This is a genomic window from Alcanivorax sp. HI0083, assembly GCF_001635175.1.
This window is the reverse complement of record NZ_LWFX01001163.1, coordinates 1-798: the sequence shown is the minus strand read 5'-3', so window position 1 is coordinate 798 and position 798 is coordinate 1. Positions and strand designations below refer to the sequence as shown.

At 55.9% G+C, this 798-nt stretch carries 2 protein-coding genes; one reads left to right on the top strand and one right to left on the bottom strand.

Annotated features, from left to right (window positions below; genetic code table 11):
- The first annotated feature begins 105 nt into the window (after window positions 1-105).
- Complete coding sequence (locus A3754_RS16615) at window positions 106-441, top strand: hypothetical protein (RefSeq protein ID WP_156496839.1); 336 nt, start codon at window positions 106-108, stop codon at window positions 439-441.
- 58 nt (window positions 442-499) lie between these two features.
- On the opposite strand, the gene A3754_RS28590 is transcribed toward A3754_RS16615, so the two are convergent.
- A partial coding sequence (locus A3754_RS28590; protein ID WP_231880658.1) for a hypothetical protein occupies window positions 500-798 on the bottom strand: 299 nt, incomplete at its 5' end.

The following is a 798-nucleotide window of genomic DNA, read 5'->3' as shown; positions in this document are numbered from 1 at the left end:
GCGCCCTTGCCGGTAAAGGACTTTCAGCTTCAGTAAGCGTTTTCGATCCGCCTCGCTATGTTATCTCCATAAGCCGGATGGGCCGGCGTGAAGAGGGGAAGCAACATGAAAAAGTGGATGGGGTTTTCAGTATTGATTGTGGCGTTGCAAACCGCGCCGGTGGTGGTGGCGGCGAATGAAGTCTGTGCGGGGCCGTTCACGCGTCCGGCCTACAGTGAGGTGCTGGGCGCCTTCGAATCGGACAATGCCCCCAAATTGCGTTGCCCGCAGGGCACGACGCCCATTCAGGCGGGCACCTCGGCATACCCGAATTACTTGATGGGCTATATGAAGAGCGAGCCGCTGGGGAACGGCAAGGTCCGTAAAACGCTGGATTCCATTGACTATGAATGCCTGTGCTCGTCCGGCCGCAAAACCGGCTCTGCCACCTATTCTCAGTAGTCCCTTTGTCCGTCAGCATGATGCCCTGATTGCGTTCGATCAGGGCATCATGCTGATATCAAAGCGCAACAAAAAGCCTCCACACTGTTGCGGTTTGTGCATGGCGGCTAACCGGGAAAAGTCGTGCAATGGAAAGGGCAGGGATTGTTGATCCCGTAACAAACACAACAGGGAAGGGAATCGTGATGGGTAAATTAGTCGGCATCTTTATCGCCATGCTGTTCGCCAGTGTCGCCAGCGCCAACGGGGCATTAGGGAGCCTCTGAATAACTCCTTGCGTACTCAGCGTGGCCTGAAGGGTGCAGCTGTTGTGTTTTGCCGCAACGGTCAGGGTGGCTCCCTTTCCTAGCGACAAAG